General features: G+C 60.0%; 16 protein-coding genes. 2 read left to right on the top strand and 14 right to left on the bottom strand.

Translation table 11 applies throughout. The annotated features are described in order from the left end of the window. Positions 1-5: 5 nt before the first annotated feature. The 7 genes from OX462_RS05990 to OX462_RS05960 all read right to left on the bottom strand — a co-directional run bounded on the left by OX462_RS05990 (position 6) and on the right by OX462_RS05960 (position 5,901). Positions 6-1,076 (bottom strand): sulfate/molybdate ABC transporter ATP-binding protein, encoded by a 1,071-nt coding sequence (locus tag OX462_RS05990; protein ID WP_071075790.1) that lies wholly within the window; start codon positions 1,074-1,076, stop codon positions 6-8. Position 1,077: 1 nt separating this feature from the next. After that, positions 1,078-2,004, bottom strand: coding sequence for a sulfate ABC transporter permease subunit CysW (gene cysW / locus OX462_RS05985; RefSeq protein ID WP_409027995.1), 927 nt, complete (start codon positions 2,002-2,004; stop codon positions 1,078-1,080). After that, positions 2,001-2,810, bottom strand: coding sequence for a sulfate ABC transporter permease subunit CysT (gene cysT, locus OX462_RS05980; RefSeq protein ID WP_070224513.1), 810 nt, complete (start codon positions 2,808-2,810; stop codon positions 2,001-2,003). Before cysT ends, cysW begins: the two co-directional genes overlap by 4 nt. A 279-nt stretch (positions 2,811-3,089) precedes the next feature. Continuing rightward, positions 3,090-3,728 (bottom strand): peroxiredoxin, encoded by a 639-nt coding sequence (locus OX462_RS05975; RefSeq protein ID WP_070224512.1) that lies wholly within the window; start codon positions 3,726-3,728, stop codon positions 3,090-3,092. A gap of 43 nt (positions 3,729-3,771) precedes the next feature. After that, the gene (locus OX462_RS05970; protein ID WP_326456402.1) at positions 3,772-4,338 is read right to left on the bottom strand and encodes an RBBP9/YdeN family alpha/beta hydrolase; all 567 of its coding nucleotides are present in this window, start codon (positions 4,336-4,338) and stop codon (positions 3,772-3,774) included. Positions 4,339-4,382: 44 nt separating this feature from the next. Beyond that, positions 4,383-5,387, bottom strand: coding sequence for a sulfate ABC transporter substrate-binding protein (locus OX462_RS05965; RefSeq protein ID WP_099408867.1), 1,005 nt, complete (start codon positions 5,385-5,387; stop codon positions 4,383-4,385). 130 nt (positions 5,388-5,517) lie between these two features. Beyond that, positions 5,518-5,901, bottom strand: coding sequence for a diacylglycerol kinase (locus OX462_RS05960; RefSeq protein ID WP_409027994.1), 384 nt, complete (start codon positions 5,899-5,901; stop codon positions 5,518-5,520). Positions 5,902-6,054: 153 nt separating this feature from the next. Between OX462_RS05960 and OX462_RS05955 the strand changes: the two genes are divergently transcribed. Then, positions 6,055-6,834 (top strand): IclR family transcriptional regulator, encoded by a 780-nt coding sequence (locus OX462_RS05955; RefSeq protein ID WP_046685991.1) that lies wholly within the window; start codon positions 6,055-6,057, stop codon positions 6,832-6,834. 105 nt (positions 6,835-6,939) lie between these two features. Here the strand turns inward: OX462_RS05955 and pbpG are convergent, their stop codons facing one another. The 3 genes from pbpG to OX462_RS05940 all read right to left on the bottom strand — a co-directional run bounded on the left by pbpG (position 6,940) and on the right by OX462_RS05940 (position 9,851). Beyond that, the gene (gene pbpG / locus OX462_RS05950) at positions 6,940-8,013 is read right to left on the bottom strand and encodes a D-alanyl-D-alanine endopeptidase (RefSeq protein WP_070224508.1); all 1,074 of its coding nucleotides are present in this window, start codon (positions 8,011-8,013) and stop codon (positions 6,940-6,942) included. A gap of 177 nt (positions 8,014-8,190) precedes the next feature. Continuing rightward, positions 8,191-8,910: a nitroreductase gene (locus OX462_RS05945; protein WP_409027993.1), complete on the bottom strand. Its 720-nt coding sequence runs from the start codon at positions 8,908-8,910 to the stop codon at positions 8,191-8,193. A 14-nt stretch (positions 8,911-8,924) separates the two neighbouring features. Beyond that, positions 8,925-9,851 carry a DMT family transporter gene (locus OX462_RS05940; RefSeq protein ID WP_409027992.1) on the bottom strand — a complete coding sequence of 309 codons (927 nt, stop codon included), beginning with the start codon at positions 9,849-9,851 and terminating at the stop codon, positions 8,925-8,927. Positions 9,852-10,202: 351 nt separating this feature from the next. On the opposite strand from OX462_RS05940, the gene OX462_RS05935 reads away from it, so the two are divergent. Then, positions 10,203-10,769 carry a phasin family protein gene (locus OX462_RS05935; protein ID WP_070224506.1) on the top strand — a complete coding sequence of 189 codons (567 nt, stop codon included), beginning with the start codon at positions 10,203-10,205 and terminating at the stop codon, positions 10,767-10,769. A 153-nt stretch (positions 10,770-10,922) separates the two neighbouring features. On the opposite strand, the gene OX462_RS05930 is transcribed toward OX462_RS05935, so the two are convergent. Genes OX462_RS05930 through OX462_RS05915 form a run of 4 tightly spaced genes read right to left on the bottom strand, consistent with a single transcriptional unit; the run spans position 10,923 to position 14,603 of the window. Beyond that, positions 10,923-11,642: an ABC transporter ATP-binding protein gene (locus OX462_RS05930; protein WP_121670290.1), complete on the bottom strand. Its 720-nt coding sequence runs from the start codon at positions 11,640-11,642 to the stop codon at positions 10,923-10,925. Beyond that, positions 11,639-12,412, bottom strand: coding sequence for an ABC transporter ATP-binding protein (locus OX462_RS05925; protein WP_034747484.1), 774 nt, complete (start codon positions 12,410-12,412; stop codon positions 11,639-11,641). Before OX462_RS05925 ends, OX462_RS05930 begins: the two co-directional genes overlap by 4 nt. Positions 12,413-12,424: 12 nt before the next feature. Then, positions 12,425-13,642 carry an ABC transporter permease subunit gene (locus OX462_RS05920; RefSeq protein WP_121671178.1) on the bottom strand — a complete coding sequence of 406 codons (1,218 nt, stop codon included), beginning with the start codon at positions 13,640-13,642 and terminating at the stop codon, positions 12,425-12,427. Positions 13,643-13,673: 31 nt separating this feature from the next. Continuing rightward, a complete protein-coding gene (locus OX462_RS05915; RefSeq protein ID WP_121670291.1) occupies positions 13,674-14,603 on the bottom strand; it encodes a branched-chain amino acid ABC transporter permease in 930 nt (309 codons plus the stop codon). Positions 14,604-14,755: the final 152 nt, after the last annotated feature.

The following is a 14,755-nucleotide window of genomic DNA, read 5'->3' as shown; positions in this document are numbered from 1 at the left end:
AGCCTTTAGGTTCTTGTTGGTTCAACGAACACGTGGAGGCGTTTCGGGCGGACTACCAAGGTTTCGCCTTCCTTCAGCTGCAAATGGCTGAAGCGCTCGTTCGACATCACCGCTTCGATCAGCTCGCTGTTATCGACGCGTTGCAAGTCCAGCTGGGCCAGCGGGCCGATCGCATGGGCGCGGCTCAGTTTCACCACGATGCCTTCGGCGCCCTGCGTGTAACGGTCGATTTCCAGGTCGTGCGGACGCACATAGGCCGTGCCCTTGCTGTCGCTCACGCCCGCATAATCGGGCACCTCGAAGCTGGCGTCGCCCGTCGCCATCACGCCGTCATGCACGCGGCCGTGGAACAGGTTGACGTTGCCGAGGAAGCCGTAGACAAACGGCGAGGCCGGGTGGTTGTAGACTTGCTCTGGGGAACCCAATTGCTCGACGGTACCCTTGTTCATCAGCACGACCTGGTCGGCCACTTCCAGCGCCTCTTCCTGGTCATGCGTGACGAAAATACTGGTCACGTGCAAGTCGTCGTGCAGGCGGCGCAGCCAGCGGCGCAATTCCTTGCGCACCTTGGCGTCCAGCGCGCCGAACGGCTCATCGAGCAGCAGCACGCGCGGCTCGACAGCCAGGGCGCGCGCCAGGGCGATGCGCTGGCGTTGTCCGCCCGACAGTTGCGGCGGATAACGGTCGGCCAGCCAGTCCAGCTGCACCAACTCCAGCAAATCTTTCACTTTACGGCGGATCTGGTCTTCCGACGGCCGTTCGCTGCGCGACTTCACGCGCAGGCCAAAGGCCACGTTTTCGAACACCGTCATGTGCTTGAACAGCGCATAGTGTTGAAACACGAAACCGACTTGCCGCTCGCGCACGTGGCGGTTCGACGCGTCTTCCGCATCGAGCAGCACCTGGCCGCTGTCCGGATGTTCCAGGCCGGCTATGATGCGCAGCAAGGTGGTCTTGCCGCAACCGGACGGGCCCAGCAGGGCCGTCAATTCGCCGGCGGGAAAGTCCAGCGAGATATTGTCGAGGGCGACGAAATCGCCGAAGCGCTTGTGGATGTTTTTAACTGCGATGGTCATATCAGTGCTCCGTGGAACGTAAGGCGGAATCGTCGGCGTCGCTCTCGTTCAAACGCCACTCAATGAAGGCTTTCAGGGCCAAGGTCACCAGGGCCAGCAGGGCCAGCAGCGAGGCGACGGCAAACGCGGCGGCGAAGTTGTACTCGTTGTACAGAATCTCCACCTGCAGCGGCATGGTGTTCGTTTCGCCGCGGATATGGCCGGAGACCACGGACACGGCGCCGAACTCGCCCATGGCGCGGGCGTTACACAGGATCACTCCATACAGCAGGCCCCACTTGATATTCGGTAAGGTGACTCTGCGGAAAATGTTCCAGCCCGAGGCGCCCAGCACGATGGCGGCCTCTTCCTCTTCGCTGCCCTGCGACTGCATCAGCGGGATCAGTTCGCGCGCCACGAACGGGAAGGTGATGAAGATGGTGGCCAGCACGATGCCGGGCACGGCGAACAGGATCTTGATGTCGTGCGCCTGCAGCCACGGGCCGAACCAGCCCTGGGCGCCGAACATCAGCACGTAGATCAGGCCGGAAATCACCGGGGAAACGGAAAACGGCAAGTCGATCAGGGTCAATAAAATGCTTTTGCCGCGGAACTCGAACTTGGCGATGCACCACGAAGCGGCCACGCCGAATACCAGGTTCAGCGGCACGGCGATGGCGGCCGTGATCAGGGTCAACTTGATGGCGGAAATGGCGTCCGGATCAATGATGGCGGCGATATACGCTTCCCAGCCCTTCTTGAACGCTTCCGCAAACACGGCCACCAGGGGCACGATCAGGAAAGCCGTCAGAAACAGCAAGGCGATGCTGATCAATACCGTGCGCACCCACAATGGTTCCAGCACGACGGGGCCGACATTCGGCTCGAAGCGGCGCGCTGTCGGCCGCGCAGTGTCCACGCCAGCGGCGGCAGTCGTATTCGTACTCATGATTTCTTCGCCTTTCCGCGCGTCCATGCTTGCAGCAGGTTAATCGTCAACAACAACAGGAAAGACACCACCAGCATCACCACGGCGATGGCCGTGGCGCCTGCGTAATCGTATTGCTCCAGCTTGGTAATAATGAACAGCGGCGTGATTTCCGACACCATCGGCATGTTGCCGGCGATAAAGATCACGGAACCGTACTCGCCCGTGGCTCGGGCAAAGGCCAAGGCAAAGCCCGTCAGCAACGATGGCAGAATCGTGGGGAAGATGACGCGGATAAACGTTTGCAGGGAATTGGCGCCCAGGCTGGCGGCCGCTTCTTCGAGTTCCTTTTCCGCGTCTTCCAGCACCGGTTGCACGGTACGCACGACGAAGGGCAAGCCGATGAAGGTCAGCGCCACCACCACGCCCAACGGCGTGAACGCCACCTTGATGCCCAGCACGCCTTCGATGAACTGGCCGAACCAGCCGTTAGACGAATACAGGGCCGTCAGGGTGATGCCGGCCACGGCCGTCGGCAAGGCGAACGGCAAGTCGACGAGCGCGTCGATGATGCGCTTGCCGGGGAATTTATAGCGCACCAGCACCCAGGCCAGGATGCCGCCAAACACCACGTTCAACAGGGCGGCGATCAGCGAGGCGCCAAACGTCAATCGGTACGAGGCCATCACGCGCTCGGACGTGACGGCGCTGAAGAAGGCGTCCCATGTCATGGTGAAGGTTTTCAGGAACACCGAGGACAAGGGAATGAGGACGATCAAGGCCAGGTAAAAGAGCGTGAAGCCCAGTGACAGCTTAAACCCCGGCATGACCCGAAACGGCGCTCCGCGCGCCTTGGGCGGCGCTAGTGTTGCTTCAGACATGGAAACCCCTTCTTATTACATTTTTGAGTTATAGGGCGCAATAATCACATGCAATCGTTATAAAAAGAACTAACCATTTCTCATTTGCTTAGATGGATTTTGCATACTTGCCGGCAGAATCTGCAGACGAAAAAAAACGCACCGGCGAGGTGCGTTTTTGCTTCTTAGACATATTTATACCCGAGACAAATGCTGGGGTCAGACCCGACGGGTCTGACCCCGGAATTACTTGTTGGGCTGCGGCGTGAGGCGCAGATATGGCTTGGCGGCCGTAAAGCCCTTCGGATATTTCTGCTTGATCACGTCCGGGTCTTGCACGGTCAATGGAATGATGACGTCGTCGCCATCGTTCCAGTTGCCGGGCGTGGCCACCGTGTAGCCGTCCGTCAGCTGCAGGGCGTCGATGACGCGCAGAATTTCATTGAAGTTGCGGCCCGTGCTGAGCGGATACGTGAGGATCAGCCGCACTTTCTTGTTCGGGTCGATGATGAAGACGGAGCGCACGGTGGCTGTGACGGACTGTTCCGGGTGGATCATGTCGTACAGCACCGACACTTTCTTGTCGACGTCGGCGATGATGGGAAAGCCCACGACCGTATTTTGCGTCTCTTCGATATCCTTGATCCAGCTCTTGTGCGACTCGGCCGCGTCCACGGACAGGGCGATGGCTTTCACGTTGCGCTTGTCGAATTCCGGCTTGAGCTTGGCCGTCAGGCCCAGTTCCGTCGTGCACACGGGGGTAAAGTCGGCCGGGTGGGAAAACAGCACCACCCAGGAATTGCCCGCCCACTCGTGGAACTTGAGCGGACCGATCGAGCTGTCTTGTTCAAAATCAGGGGCGACATCGCCCAGGCGTAAAGTCATCGTGATCTCCTTCAGAAGTTGTGTGGCGAAGATGTTCGTCGTATCAGGCTGCCTGACGGTGGCGCTTGTCGCTTTGTGCCAGATCAAACAGTGTTTGCAGCTGCGCCTGGCCGTAGACCCAATCGCCAAGGCGCGATTCGGCGTTGATATGGCCCAACGCACCGCCATCAATATACTTGCAATTCCAGCGCCGCGCCCACTGCGCCGCGTGTTCGGCCGTCATCCACGGGTCCGTCTGGCTGGCGATCAGGATGCCGGGGCAAGGCAGCCGCTTTTGCGGCAATGCCTTCGCCACGCCAAACTTGTCGGGGTCGGCCGGCCCCACCAGCAGCACGCCGGCCACGCCCTGCGGGTCGCGCGCCAGGCTGTGCGCCGTCGTCAGGCAGCCGAAGCTGTGGGCGACGATCAGGGTCGGGCGCGCATCTTGCCGCCGCACCTGGTCCAGGCGCGCCGACCAGGTGGCCAGGTCGGGCGTGTTCCAGTCATCCTGCTCGACCCGCTCGAATTGCGGATACAGGCGCTGCCAGCGGCTCTGCCAGTGCTCGGGACCGCTGTTATGCAAGCCCGGCACGATCAGTACCCGGTAATCGGAAAAGCTGCGCAGCGCCATGATGGTTCCTTTTAGTAACGGTCTGGCAATCGTGCCATCCGGTATTACTTAGGCTGGTAGATCTGGTCGAAGATGCCGCCGTCGGCAAAGTGCGCCTTCTGTGCCGCCGTCCAGCCGCCGGCCACCTGCTCGATGGTGAACAGGTTGACCTTGGCGAACTGCGACGCGTATTTCTTTGCCGCCTTGTCCGTTGCCGGACGGTAGTAATTCTTGGCGATGATGTCTTGCGCCTCGTCCGTGTACAGGTAGTTCAGGTAGGCCTCGGCCACCTTGCGCGTACCATGCTTGTCGGCAAACTTGTCGACGACGGCCACGGGCGGCTCGGCCAGGATGCTGACGGACGGCGTGATGATGTCGAACTTGGTCGGGCCCAGTTCCTTGACGGCGAGATACGCCTCGTTTTCCCAGGCGATCAGCACGTCGCCGATACCGCGTTCGACGAAGGTGGTGGTGGCGCCGCGCGCGCCGGAATCGAGCACGGGCACGTTTTTATACAGTTTGCCGAGGAAATCCTTGGCCTTGGCTTCGCTGCCGCCCGGCTGGCGCAAGGCATAGCCCCAGGCTGCCAAGTGGTTCCAGCGGGCGCCGCCCGAGGTTTTCGGATTCGGCGTGATGACGGACACGCCCGGCTTGATCAGGTCATTCCAATCCTTGATGCCTTTCGGGTTGCCCTTGCGCACCAGGAACACGATGGTCGAGGTATAAGGCGAGCTGTTGTGCGCCAGGCGCTTTTGCCAGTCGGCGGCCAGCAGCTTGTGCTCGGCCAGCGCGTCGATGTCATAGGCCAGGGCCAACGTCACCACGTCCGCTTCCAGGCCGTCGATGACGGCGCGCGCCTGCTTGCCGGAGCCGCCGTGCGATTGCTTGATCTTGACGTTGTCGCCCGTCTTGCCTTTCCACTCCTTGGCAAATGCCGTATTCACATCCTGGTACAGCTCGCGCGTCGGGTCGTACGACACGTTGAGCAGGGTGATATCGGCAGCCTGCGCCGTTTGCAGAACGGCAAACGCGCTGATGGCGGCGGCAATGATGATTTTTTTCGACAGCATCTAAGATCCCCGTATGGTTGAACTTTCAGAGCCACCAGATTACGGCGCCGCGGCCGCAAAGAGAACGAAGCGTTTCGCCGTTTGATATTCGATTTTCGCATATGGACGGCGCGCAACGGGGATTTAGTGCTTAATAGAAGCGGTTGAACAGCACCACGGACCACGTGGCAAAGGCCAGGATGCAGGTCAGCAGCACGGCGGCGCTGCCGAAGTCCTTGGCGTTTTTCGACAGCGGATGGCGCTCGAGCGAGATGCGGTCGACCACGGCTTCGATTGCCGAATTGATCAGTTCGACGATCAGCACCAGCAGCAGCACGCCGATCAGCACCAGCTTTTCAAAGGAGGAGATGCGCAGCAGCAAGGCGATCACGGTGCCGACGACGAACAGGCCCAGCTCCTGGCGGAACGCGTGTTCATGGCGCCAGGCCGCCTTCAAGCCATCGAGCGAGTAGAAAAAGGCGGAAAAAATCCGTTTCAAGCCGCTTTTGCTCTTGAATTCATTGACAGGTTGCATAGTTTTCCATGGTTCAAAGTCCATCCAGCCGTCAATTATGACGGCCAACATGAGAATTGTGACAATTTATTCGCTGAATATCTCGGAACATTTCACTATTTTTTCACATCATGGTATAAAGATGCATGAATACTGCATTGCACCAAATCCATCATGAAAATTGAACCGGTCGCAGCCCCAAAGACGACGATCCAGGTGATCGAACGCATGGTCGCCCTGCTCGATGCCCTGGCCAAATATTCCGACCCGGTCAGCCTGAAGGAATTGTCGAAAGTGTCCGGCCTGCACCCCTCGACGGCGCACCGCATCCTCAACGACATGGTACTGACGCGCTTTGTCGACCGCATCGAACCGGGCACGTATCGGCTGGGCATGCGCCTGCTGGAACTGGGCAATGTGGTGAAAAGCCGCCTCAGCGTGCGCGAAGCGGCGCTGGACTTCATGCGCCAGCTGCACAAGAAAACCCAGCAAACCATCAACCTGTCCGTGCGCCAGGGCGACGAGATCGTCTACATCGACCGCGCCTTTTCCGAACGCTCGGGTATGCAGGTGGTGCGCGCCATCGGCGGCCGCGGCCCGCTGCACCTGACGTCGACGGGCAAGCTATTCCTGTCCGTCGATGAACCGAAAGCCATCCGCGCGTATGCCACGCGCACGGGGCTGGCCGGGCACAACAAGAATTCCATCACGGATCTGCAAAAGCTCGAGCGCGAGCTGAGCCTGGTGCGCGAGCGCGGCTATGCGCGCGACAATGAAGAGCTGGAACTGGGCGTGCGCTGCATGGCCGCCGGCATCCGCGACGATTCGGGCAAACTGATCGCCGGCCTGTCGATCTCCGCCCCCGCCGACCGCCTGCAGGATGAGTGGCTGGTGGACCTGGTGGAAACGGCGAATCAGATTTCCGTCACACTGGGTTTTATTCCACAGGACTAAAGCTGGGGTCAGTCTTACAAGATCGGAATTTCCTCCGTTGAGGAAATTCCCCCGACGGGTCTGACCCCAGTCGACGCCGCCCTGGACATTCGCATTGAAACTTAATCAACCGCCGGGCAGGCTCATGTTGGCGGGTTTGAGTGCTTCCAGCCACTTGCGCATACGCCCCGCATCGGCCGTACGCGACTGTTTCCCCTTGGAATCGAGGAAGACCATGATCACGGCCCGTCCTTCGATGACGGCCTGCATCATCAGACAACGTCCCGCCTCATTGATGAAGCCCGTCTTTTGCAAGCCGATTTCCCAGCCCGGGTTGGCCACCAGGTGATTCGTATTGCCAAACTGCATAGGCTGGCCGCTGGCTTCGACGATGGCTTTCGGGTCCGTCGAGTACTCGCGCAGCAGCGGATGGCGGAAGGCGGCCATGGCCAGCTTGCCCAGGTCGCGCGCGCTGGCCACGTTCATTTTCGACAAGCCGCTGGAATCGACGTAATGCGTATCCATCATGCCCAGCTGGCGCGCCTTGCTGTTCATGGCGTCGACAAACGCCGGCAAGCCGCCCGGATAATTGCGGCCCAGCGCCGAAGCGGCGCGGTTTTCCGAGCTCATCAGCGCGATGTGCAGCATATTCGCGCGCGTCAATTGCGAGCCCACTTTCAGGCGCGAGCTGCTGAACTTGGCGCGGTCGACGTCCTCGTCCGTAATCGTCAGCACTTCATCCATGTCCTGGTGCGCTTCGACCACCACCAGGCCCGTCATCATCTTGGTGATGGAGGCGATGGGCAGGGCGACATTCGAATTCTTTTCAAACAGCACTTCCGAATTGTTCTGGTCCAGCACCAGCGCCACGCTCGACTTGAGATCGAGCGGATCGCGCGTGAGGTTCAGGCCCGCCAGGTCGCCCATGGTCGGCATCGGGGCGGCCATGGGCACGGCCACGCTGCTGACTTTTTGATAGATGACCTTGCGTTTGCCGCGCACCATGACGACCCGGCGCACGCTCTTTTCGCGTGGCGCGGCCGTCGCGCCCTTGCGCAGCACGATCTTGATTTTCTTGGTGTTGTGTTTCTTGGAGGCTGAGGATTTGCCGTTCGCTTCCCTGGCGTGCACGGCCGCAGCCGGCGCCAATGCAAACAGCAGGGAAGCCAGGATACCCAGCGCAAGTTTAAACTTAGCCATTCGATAATTCCCCGTGAAGCTGTTGCCTTATTGCAGTGTAGCGAAATGCAGAGTATTCGCAAGCCTATTTAACAGTTACGACAGTATTTATTGCAGCACTGAAATACAAATCGTTGGTGATCAGCAAACAAGCTCATCTTTGAGCGGCTGTTTGCCGGCGTCCATCGCCAGCAATGTCTATTTGTCCATGAATTTAACAAAACCGGCCAGCGGCTCGCGTTCCGTGCTCAGGCGGTTTTCGATCTTGTCCGGGTCGGCATGGCCAAGGGCCATGCCGCATACCACCATTTCGCTGGCCGGTACGCCCAGCTCGTCGCGGATGATGTCATGGTAATGGATGAAGGCCGCTTGCGGGCACGTGTCGAGTCCCCGCGCGCGCGCCGCCAGCATGATATTTTGCAAGAACATGCCGTAATCGAGCCAGGAACCCTGTTCCAGCACCCGGTCGATGGTAAAGATCAGGCCCACGGGCGCATCGAAAAACTGGAAATTGCGTCCATGCTGGGCCGCCATGCCGGCCGTGTCGCCCCGCTCCAGCCCCAGCAGCTGATACAGGTCCAGGCCGATCTTGCGGCGGCGCTCGATGAACGGCGCCGTCCAATGGCGCGGGTAATAGGTATACGACGCCGTGCGCGCGGGCGCATCGGGCGCCTTCGGCGCATCGTAGGCGGCCAGGATGCGGCGCGACAGGCGCAGGCGCGCCTCGCCCGACAGCACGTAGACTTTCCACGGCTGCATATTGGCGCCCGAGGGCGCGCGCGCCGCCACTTCCAGGATGCGCGCGATATCGTCCTGCGCCACCGGCGTGGGTAAAAAGGCGCGGATCGAACGGCGCGACAGGATGACGCTATCGACGGCTTGCTGCGCCGCCTGTGTTTCAGATACTGGCTTGCTCACTGCGCTGCTCCCTGCTATTTCTTGACTACAAACACCACGCCGACCACGGCCACCAGCATGCCGGCGATGCCCAGCATATTAAATGCTTCGCCAAACATCAGCCAGGCCATCACGGCCGTCGTGGGCGGCGTCAGGTACAGCAAACCCGTCACTTTCGTCGCGTCGCTGCGGCGGATCAGGGCGAACAGCAGGAAGATGGCGCCGATCGACAGCACGAGTACCGACCACAGCAAGGCGCCAATAAAATTCGCCGTCCATTGGACGTTGCTGAAATGCAAGTCCAAGCCTTCGTAATACAAGGCGAATGGCAAGACCACGACGATGGAAGCGGCAAACTGCACCACTGTGCCGGTGCGCAAGTCGAACTGCGGACAGTGGCGTTTTTGATACATGGTGCCGGCCGTCATCGACAGCAGGGCGAACACGCACAGCAGCACGCTTTCCACCGTCAGGCCCACGAGGTTGATCTTCGCGTAGACGACCAGGGCCACGCCCAGCAAGCCAAAGAACAGGCCCAGCCACTGGCGCGGGCGCACGGATTCGCCGATCAGCGGCGCGGCGCAGGCCGTCAGCACGGGTTGCATGCCCACGATCAGTGCGGACAGGCCGGCCGGCATGCCCAGCTTGATGGCGCACCAGACGCCAGCCAGGTAGCCGGCCTGCATCAGGATGCCGGCCACGGCGATCTGGCGGAACTGCCCCACGGGCCACGGCGCGCGCAACAGCAGCACCAGCGGCAACAGGATCACCAGCACGCCCAGGAAGCGCAGCAGCAAAAAGGTCAGCGGCGGTGCGTACGGCAAGCCGAACTTGGCCACGATAAAACCTGTGCTCCATAACAACACGAAGAAACCAGGCAAGGCCATCGGTGCCAGGGTCGTCAGGAAAGGGGTTTTGGAGGCTTTGCCGCTGGCGCCAGCCGCGGCGGGAAGATTGGACATGGTATCAACTCGGGAAACAGGATCGGCACCGGAGAGCTGCGCCAGTGCGGGAGGCAAAGTCTAGCATGCTGCGCCGCGATCGTCCCCGCAGCCACTGGAAATGATAGTTTAGACATAAACCATTGACACGTAGAAATCAAATATTTCTCTTTAGAAACAATGACTTTTGATGCAAATCTATTCAATTGTTGCATCGCACAAGAAACGCTTGACTTCGTTTTTTTTCGCCGTAGAATAGGGTTTGTTGCGTTGCACAATTCTTGTTCAGCTTGAAAAATTTAGATTCACCTGCTTTCCCAAACGGTACACGCAGCATCAAATTAACCAGATTTCGATTTTTTGGAGATTTATATGTTTTCAATTCCTGAGCAATTTTCGTCCGCTACCAAAGCCAACCTGGAAGCCCAATTCGCCCTGTTCTCGTCGCTGACGGGCAAAGCCTTCGAAGGCATCGAAAAGATCGTCGAACTGAACCTGACCGCTGCCAAAGCGACTCTGGAAGAATCGACCGCCGCCGCCAAGCAATTGCTGTCGGCAAAAGATCCACAAGAATTCTTCTCGCTGAGCGCTGCTCAAGCCCAGCCTAGCGCCGAAAAAGCCATCGCTTACGGCCGTCACCTGGCTGCCATCACGTCGGGCACGCAAGCCGAGTTCAGCAAAGCTGCTGAAACGCAAATCGCTGAAACCAACCGTAAAGTCCTGTCCCTGGTGGAAGAAGTCACCAAGAACGCGCCAGCCGGTTCGGAAAACGCCGTTGCCATCCTGAAAAGCGCCATCGGCAACGCCAATGCAGGCTACGAGCAGTTCTCGAAAACCAGCAAGCAAGCCGTCGAAGCCATCGAAGCGAACCTGACCTCGGCCGTGAACCAGTTCACGCAAGCGGCTGAAAAAGTCGTTCCGCGCGCTGCCGCCAAGTAATTCCTGCGCGACCGCCACGGCGGTCCGCTAAGTAATCCTCGGGGGTTACTTTAGTACCAGCTCCTCCAGGCATCCATCCCGCACTTCCCTGACGGATGCCATTATGCCCCAGCCCTGCTGGGGCATTTTTTATGCGCTTTTACTTTCCCGCCCTTACTCCCCCAGATACGCCGCCTTCACGCGCGGATCGTCGAGCATGGCCGCCGCGTTGCCGCCCATGGTGACCAGGCCGGAATCCATCACATAGCCGCGGTGCGCCGCCTGCAGGGCCAAACGGGCATTCTGTTCGACCAGCAAGATCGTGATGCCTTCGGACGACACCTTGCGGATCACCTCGAAGATTTTCTCGACCATGATGGGCGACAAGCCCATCGATGGCTCGTCGAGCAGCAGCAGCTTCGGATGGCTCATCAGGGCGCGCGCCATGGCCAGCATCTGCTGCTCGCCGCCCGACAGGGTGCCCGCCATCTGCGCCGCCCGCTCCTTGAGGCGTGGAAACACGTCGAACCACTTGGCAATGTCATCTTCGACACCAACCTTGTCCGTGCGCGTGTAGGCGCCCATCATGAGGTTTTCGCGGATCGACATGCGCGTAAACACGCCCCGCCCTTCCGGCACCATGGCCAGCTTCCGCTCCACCAGGTGAAACGATTTCGTGCCCTTGAGCGATTCGCCCAGGTAACTGATCGTGCCTTCGACTTTGCATGCAGGCAAGGTGCCCGTGATGGCTTTCAAGGTCGTCGTCTTGCCGGCGCCGTTCGCGCCGATCAAGGCGATCAGCTCGCCCTGGTTGACTTCCAGGTCGATGCCTTTCACGGCCTTTATGCCGCCGTAAGCCACGTGCAGGCCCGCCACCTTCAATATATTGCTCATGCGTGCGATCCCCCCAGATAAGCCTCGATGACGGCCGGGTTTTGTTGTATTTCGGCCGGCAAGCCTTCCGCGATGCGCTTGCCATACTCGAGCACCGTGATGCGGTCGCACAGTCCCATCATCAGTTTCACGTCGTGCTCGATCAACAGCACGGTCTTTCCTTCAGCCTTGATTTTCACCAGCAACTCGCGCAGGGCCAGCTTTTCCGTGGCATTCATGCCGGCCGCCGGCTCGTCGAGTGCCAGCAGTTGCGGGTCGGTGGCCAGCGCGCGGGCGATTTCCAGGCGCCGTTGGTCGCCGTACGACAAGAAGCGCGCCGTGCGGCTGGCGAACTGGGCGATGCCGACGAAATCGAGCAGCTCCATCGCCCGCTTGCGGATCGATGCTTCTTCCTCGCGCGCCGCCTTGTGGCGGAAGATGGCGCCGAACACGCCCTGGTGCGAGCGCACGTGGCGCCCCACCATGACGTTTTCCAGCGCCGTCATGTCGCCAAACAGGCGGATGTTCTGAAACGTGCGCGCGATGCCCGCCTTGGCCACCTTGTGCGGCGCGGACGGCGAATACGGCTTGCCGGCCAGCTCGAAAGTGCCCGTGTCGGGCTGGTACAGGCCCGTGATCACGTTGAAGAAGGTCGTCTTGCCGGCACCGTTCGGGCCGATCAAGCCATAGATCTGCCCTTGTCGGATGGTAATGCCCACATCGGTGAGCGCCTGCAAGCCGCCGAAACGTTTATTTACGCCAGCGATATTGAGAATGATCTGTTCGCTCATGCTATCCCTCCCTTACGCGGACACGACGCCGGTGGATTTGTTGGGCTGGTCGACATCGTGGTCGGGCCGGTCTTCGTGCTTCGGCGATGGCCACAAGCCGGCGGGACGTATAAGCATAATAAGTACCATGGCCAGACCGTACAGCAGTTGGCGCAAGACTTCAGCGTCGATGATGATCTCGCCAAACAGCGCCTTCTGCGCCGGCTCGACGACATGGCGCAACACTTCGGGTATCGAAGCAAGGATCACGCCGCCGAGGATCACGCCAGGGATATGGCCGATGCCGCCCAGCACGACCATGGCCAGCACGGCGATCGATTCCGTCAAGGAGAACGATTCCGGCGCGACAAAGCCCTGGAACGAGGCGAACATGGCGCCCGCCACGCCGCCGAACGAGGCGCCCATGGAAAAGGCCAGCAATTTGACGTTGCGCGTATTGATGCCCATGGCCTTGGCGGCGATCTCGTCTTCGCGGATGGCCACCCAGGCGCGGCCCAGGCGCGAATGCTGGAGGCGCTTGGTGACGAACACGACAGCGATGCACAGGAAGAGAAACAAAAAGTAATAGGCGTTCACGGACGGCATGGAAAAACCGGCCACCGTCACGGTGCTGTTGCTGCCCGCCTCGCCCGCCAGGTTGACGCCGAAGATGCGGATGGGGTCAACCATGTTGATGCCTTGCACGCCATTCGTGAAATTGATGGGCTCATTCAAGTTGCCCATGAAAATACGGATGATCTCGCCAAAGCCCAGGGTCACGATAGCCAGATAGTCGCCGCGCAACTTCAAGGTTGGCGCGCCCAGCAGGGCGCCGAACAGACCGGCCACGGCAGCGGCCAGGGGCACGATGATCCAGATCGACAGGTGGACGCCGTTTTCGCGGATTTCCGGCCCCATCAGTTGCACCAGGGTTTCACCCAGCACGGGATACTGATTTACCACCGATTCGAGCAGGATGGCGAACTGGGGCGACGCCAGCAAGGCCGTCAGGTAGGCGCCCACGGCGTAGAAGGCGATGTAGCCGAGGTCGAGCAGGCCGGCAAAGCCGACGACGATGTTCAAGCCCAGGGCCAGCATGATGTACAGCAAGGCCATGTCGACGATGCGCACCCACGAATTGCCGAACTGGGCGGCAAAAAACGGGAACACCATCAGCAGCGCGGCCAGGCCCAGCATGCCGGCGTAGGCTTTGGTCGGATTTTTCTTAGCGTCAAAATCGAGTAGTGCCATGATGGTCAACTCCTTGTTTTTATGGATGACGTCAGGCGCGGTCGGCCACGCGTTCGCCCATGATGCCGGACGGGCGCAGGGTCAGCACGATGATCAGCACGATGAAGGCAAAGATATCCTGGTAATTGCTACCGAGGAAACCAGCGGTGAGATAGGCGATATACCCGGCACCAAGGCTCTCGATGAGGCCCAGCAGGATGCCGCCCAGCATGGCGCCATAGATATTGCCGATGCCGCCCAGCACGGCCGCGCAAAATGCCTTCAGCCCGGGAAGCGCTCCCATCGAAAACTTTACCGAGGCATAGTTGGCGCCCCACATCACGCCCGCCACGGCGGCCAGCGCGGCGCCAATGGCGAACGTGGCGACGATGACCTTGTCGGAATCGACACCCATGAGGCCCGCCACGCGAGGATTCTCCGCCGTGGCCCGCATGGCGCGGCCCATCTTGGTTTTCTCAATAAGTAAGACCAGGGATCCCATGGAAATGGCGGCCAGGGCCAGCAGCAATACTTGCGTTTGGGAAATAACAGCGCCACCGATGTGCAGCGGGTCGGTCGACAGCAACTGGGGAAATGGCAGCGGATTGCGCGTCCAGATCATCATGGCGAAGGTTTGCAGCAGGATGGAGACGCCGATGGCGGTAATCAGGGGAGCGAGGCGGGGGGCGTTGCGCAGGCGGCGGTAGGCGACCCGCTCGATGAAGATGTTGACCAGAATACAAATGGGGATGGCGCCGAGGATGGCGGTGGCCAGTTTCAAATAGCCGGGCCAGTCCGGCACATAAATGCCCAGCAGCTTGAGAATGGTCAAGCCCACCATGGCGCCGATCATGAGCACGTCGCCGTGGGCGAAGTTGATCAGGTTCAACACGCCATACACCATGGTGTAACCGAGGGCGACTAAGGCATACATGCTGCCCAACACCAAGCCGTTGATGATCTGCTGGATGAATGTATCCATGATTGCCCTATCAAATATGCATTTTTCGGGAACAACTTCCACCAGAACATGTCGCTGATACAAAAACGGCACCGGAGGAAGAAATCCTGCAGTGCCATCCCTGGACCGTTCTCACCAGCATGGTGCACGCACTCAAAACGCGCGTGACCTTG

The sequence above is a fragment of the Janthinobacterium aestuarii genome (genome assembly GCF_046113285.1).
In the GTDB taxonomy this organism is placed as follows: Bacteria; Pseudomonadota; Gammaproteobacteria; order Burkholderiales; family Burkholderiaceae_D; genus Janthinobacterium.
This window is presented reverse-complemented; position numbering and strand designations above follow the sequence as displayed.

Coding starts and splice junctions, on each gene's coding strand:
- pbpG (WP_070224508.1), bottom strand. CDS start 8,013: ATGGCTAAGTTTAAACTTGCGCTGGGTATCCTGGCTTCCCTGCTGTTT.
- OX462_RS05920 (WP_121671178.1), bottom strand. CDS start 13,642: ATGGCACTACTCGATTTTGACGCTAAGAAAAATCCGACCAAAGCCTAC.
- OX462_RS05925 (WP_034747484.1), bottom strand. CDS start 12,412: ATGAGCGAACAGATCATTCTCAATATCGCTGGCGTAAATAAACGTTTC.
- OX462_RS05935 (WP_070224506.1), top strand. CDS start 10,203: ATGTTTTCAATTCCTGAGCAATTTTCGTCCGCTACCAAAGCCAACCTG.
- cysW (WP_409027995.1), bottom strand. CDS start 2,004: ATGAGTACGAATACGACTGCCGCCGCTGGCGTGGACACTGCGCGGCCG.
- OX462_RS05960 (WP_409027994.1), bottom strand. CDS start 5,901: ATGCAACCTGTCAATGAATTCAAGAGCAAAAGCGGCTTGAAACGGATT.
- OX462_RS05930 (WP_121670290.1), bottom strand. CDS start 11,642: ATGAGCAATATATTGAAGGTGGCGGGCCTGCACGTGGCTTACGGCGGC.
- OX462_RS05970 (WP_326456402.1), bottom strand. CDS start 4,338: ATGGCGCTGCGCAGCTTTTCCGATTACCGGGTACTGATCGTGCCGGGC.
- cysT (WP_070224513.1), bottom strand. CDS start 2,810: ATGCCGGGGTTTAAGCTGTCACTGGGCTTCACGCTCTTTTACCTGGCC.
- OX462_RS05965 (WP_099408867.1), bottom strand. CDS start 5,387: ATGCTGTCGAAAAAAATCATCATTGCCGCCGCCATCAGCGCGTTTGCC.
- OX462_RS05990 (WP_071075790.1), bottom strand. CDS start 1,076: ATGACCATCGCAGTTAAAAACATCCACAAGCGCTTCGGCGATTTCGTC.
- OX462_RS05975 (WP_070224512.1), bottom strand. CDS start 3,728: ATGACTTTACGCCTGGGCGATGTCGCCCCTGATTTTGAACAAGACAGC.
- OX462_RS05915 (WP_121670291.1), bottom strand. CDS start 14,603: ATGGATACATTCATCCAGCAGATCATCAACGGCTTGGTGTTGGGCAGC.
- OX462_RS05940 (WP_409027992.1), bottom strand. CDS start 9,851: ATGTCCAATCTTCCCGCCGCGGCTGGCGCCAGCGGCAAAGCCTCCAAA.
- OX462_RS05955 (WP_046685991.1), top strand. CDS start 6,055: ATGAAAATTGAACCGGTCGCAGCCCCAAAGACGACGATCCAGGTGATC.